This window comes from Kitasatospora sp. MY 5-36 (assembly GCF_001182915.1).
Taxonomy (GTDB): Bacteria; Actinomycetota; Actinomycetes; order Streptomycetales; family Streptomycetaceae; genus Kitasatospora.
The window spans coordinates 1-3,499 of sequence record NZ_LFVW01000894.1; the positions used below are offsets into that span (position 1 = coordinate 1).

4 protein-coding genes are annotated in these 3,499 nt (G+C 75.1%); all 4 read left to right on the forward strand.

Annotation, left to right across the window (positions count from 1 at the left end; translation table 11 throughout):
• Positions 1-775 (forward strand): Rossmann-like and DUF2520 domain-containing protein (locus AE652_RS37860; protein ID WP_049659848.1); only part of this gene is annotated, 775 nt, incomplete at its 5' end.
• Positions 762-1,667 carry a pantoate--beta-alanine ligase gene (gene panC / locus AE652_RS37865; RefSeq protein ID WP_074001699.1) on the forward strand — a complete coding sequence of 302 codons (906 nt, stop codon included), beginning with the start codon at positions 762-764 and terminating at the stop codon, positions 1,665-1,667. The genes AE652_RS37860 and panC, both read left to right, overlap by 14 nt.
• 53 nt (positions 1,668-1,720) lie before the next feature.
• The gene (panD, locus tag AE652_RS37870; RefSeq protein ID WP_049659849.1) at positions 1,721-2,170 is read left to right on the forward strand and encodes an aspartate 1-decarboxylase; all 450 of its coding nucleotides are present in this window, start codon (positions 1,721-1,723) and stop codon (positions 2,168-2,170) included.
• A gap of 15 nt (positions 2,171-2,185) precedes the next feature.
• On the forward strand, positions 2,186-3,499 hold a 1,314-nt coding region (locus AE652_RS37875; RefSeq protein WP_049659851.1), incomplete at its 3' end, for an L-aspartate oxidase.

The following is a 3,499-nucleotide window of genomic DNA, read 5'->3' on the forward strand; positions in this document are numbered from 1 at the left end:
CGTCTCCCGCCGCCGCGCCGAGGCGCTGCTGCCCGGCGTGCGGATCGTCACCCCGCCGCAGGTGCTGGCCGCCGCCGACCTGGTGCTGCTGACCGTCCCGGACGACGCGCTGGCCGACCTGGTGGCCGGGCTGGCCGCCACCGGCGCGGTCCGCCCCGGCCAGCTGGTCGTGCACACCTCCGGCGCCCACGGCGTCGCCGTCCTGGAGCCCGCCACCCGGGCCGGGGCGCTGCCGCTGGCCCTGCACCCGGCGATGACCTTCACCGGCACCTCGGTGGACCTGGCCCGGCTGGCCGGCTGCCCGTTCGGCGTGACCGCCCCCGAGGAGCTGCGGCCGGTCGCCGAGGCGCTGGTGGTGGAGATGGGCGGCGAGCCGGAGTGGGTGCCCGAGGAGGTCCGCCCGCTCTACCACACCGCCCTCGCGCACGGCTCGAACCACCTGGTCACCCTGGTCGCGCAGGCGATGGAGCTGCTGCGCTCGGCCGGCGTCGCCGAGCCCGGCCGGCTGCTCGGCCCGCTGCTGGGCGCCGCCCTGGACAACAGCCTGCGCTCCGGTGACGCGGCCCTCACCGGCCCGGTCGCCCGGGGCGACGCGGGCACCGTGCGGCGCCACCTGGCGCAGCTCAGTACGGTGTCCCCGGACATCCCGGCGGCCTACCGGGCGATGGCCCGCGCCACCGCGCAGCGGGCGCTCGCCAACGGAACCATCGACGAAACGTCGGCGGCGGCACTGCTGGACGTACTGAACGAGGAGAGCACTGATGGCACGCGGTAAGCAGCCGAACAAGCCCCAGCGGACGCCGAAGGTCCACCGGGCCGTCGTCACCCGCACCGTGGACGACTTCGAGGCCGCGTTCTGGCCGGACGAGCAGCCGGTCGACAACGCCGTCGTGATGACCATGGGCGCGCTGCACGAGGGCCACGCCGCGCTGATCCGGGCCGCCCGCAAGCAGGTCGGCCGCGAGGGCCGGGTCGCGGTGACGGTCTTCGTCAACCCGCTCCAGTTCGGCCCGGGCGAGGACCTGGAGCGCTACCCGCGCACCCTCGACGACGACGTGCGGCTGGCCGAGGAGCACGGCGCCGACGTGGTCTTCGCGCCGTCCGCCGAGGAGGTCTACCCGAACGGCGAGCCGCAGGTGCGGATGGCGGCCGGCCCGATGGGCGAGCGCTTCGAGGGCGCCACCCGGCCCGGCCACTTCGACGGCGTGCTGACCGTGGTCGCCAAGCTGCTGCACATCACCGACCCGGACTTCGCCTTCTTCGGCGAGAAGGACGCCCAGCAGCTGGCGATCATCCAGCGGATGGTCGCCGACCTTGACTTCGACGTCGAGATCGTCGGCGTGCCGACCGTCCGCGAGGAGGACGGCCTGGCGCTGTCCTCGCGCAACCGCTACCTCTCGGCGGAGGACCGCGAGCACGCGCTCGCCCTGTCCAAGGCCCTGTTCGCCGGCCGGGACGCCGCCGCGCAGGGCCCGAAGGCCGTCCGCGAGGCCGCCTCGGCCGCCCTGGACGGCGCCGAGGGCGTCACCCTGGACTACCTCGCCCTGATCGACCCGCACGACTTCTCCGAGGCGGCGGACGACTTCCAGGGCGAGGCGGTGCTGGCCGTCGCCGCGAAGGTGGGCCCGACCCGCCTGATCGACAACGTCCGCATCATCGTTCGGTAGTACCGCAGTAAGAACCCCCTTCAGGCATGCACTCACAGGAGGCGTGACCCGCAATGCTCCGCACCATGCTCAAGTCCAAGATCCACCGGGCCACCGTGACCCAGGCCGACCTGCACTACGTGGGATCCGTCACGGTGGACGAGGACCTGCTCGACGCCGCCGACCTGCTCCCCGGCGAGCTGGTCCACATCGTCGACATCGACAACGGCGCCCGGCTGGAGACGTACACCATCGCCGGCCCGCGCGGCTCCGGCGTGATCGGCATCAACGGCGCCGCCGCCCGCCTCGTCCACCCGGGCGACCTCGTCATACTCATCGCCTACGGGCAGATGGACACGGCCGAGGCCAAGGGCTACGAGCCGAAGATCGTCTTCGTGGACGGGCGGAACCGGATCACCGGCCTGGGCGGGGACCCGGCGGAGGCCCCGGAGGGCAGCGGACTGCTCCGGGGTGACAGGGCGTACGGTGACGGCAACGGCGCGGCCGACGCCGTCTCGCGCTGAAGGAGCCAGCCACCCATGTCCACGCACCGCCTCACCGCACCGGCCCCCGGCTGGACCGCCGCCACCGACGTGGTCGTGGTCGGCTCCGGGGTCGCCGGCCTCACCGTCGCGCTCAACGTCCGCAAGGCCGGCCTGCGGGCCATGGTGGTCACCAAGGCCGTGCTGGACGAAGGCTCCACCCGCTGGGCCCAGGGCGGCGTCGCCGCCGCCCTGGGCGAGGGGGACACCCCCGAACAGCACCTGGACGACACCCTGGTGGCCGGCGCCGGCGTCTGTGACGAGGAGGCCGTCCGCACCCTGGTCACCGAGGGCCCGGACGCCGTCCGCCGGCTGATCGCCACCGGCGCCCTGTTCGACCGGGGCGAGGACGGCGAGGTCCTGCTGACCCGCGAGGGCGGCCACCACCGCCGCCGGATCGTCCACGCGGGCGGGGACGCGACCGGCGCCGAGATATCGCGCGCCCTGGTCGCCGCCGTCCGCACCGACCCGGGCATCGAGCTGATCGAGCACGCGCTCGTCCTCGACCTGCTGACCGACGCGGCGGGCCACGCCGCCGGGCTCACCCTGCACGTGATGGGCGAGGGCCAGCGCGACGGCGTCGGCGCCGTCCGGGCCCGCGCGGTGGTGCTCGCCACCGGCGGCATGGGCCAGGTCTTCTCCGCCACCACCAACCCGGCGGTCTCCACCGGCGACGGCGTGGCCCTGGCCCTGCGGGCCGGCGCCGCCGTCACCGACCTGGAGTTCGTCCAGTTCCACCCCACCGTGCTCTGGCTCGGTCCGGAGGCCGAGGGCCAGCAGCCGCTGGTCTCCGAGGCGGTCCGCGGCGAGGGCGCCCACCTGGTGGACGCGGACGGCGTCCGCTTCATGGTCGGCCAGCACGAGCTGGCCGAGCTGGCCCCGCGCGACATCGTCGCCAAGGCGATCACCCGGCGCATGCAGGAGCAGGGCGCCGAGCACATGTTCCTGGACGGGCGGCACTTCGGCGCCGAGATGTGGGAGCACCGCTTCCCGACCATCCTCGCCTTCTGCCGCGCCAACGGCATCGACCCGGTCACCGAGCCGATCCCGATCGCCCCGGCCGCGCACTTCGCCTCCGGCGGCGTCCGCACCGACCGGCACGGCCGCACCAGCGTCCCCGGCCTGTACGCCTGCGGCGAGGTCGCCTGCACCGGGGTGCACGGCGCCAACCGGCTGGCGTCCAACTCGCTGCTGGAGGGCCTGGTCTTCGCCGAGCGGATCGCCGCCGACCTGGCGGGGCTGGACGCGGCCGGCGACCTGCCCGAGCGCGCGGTGGACGTCGCCGCCGCCCGCGCCGCGCAGCCCGTCCCG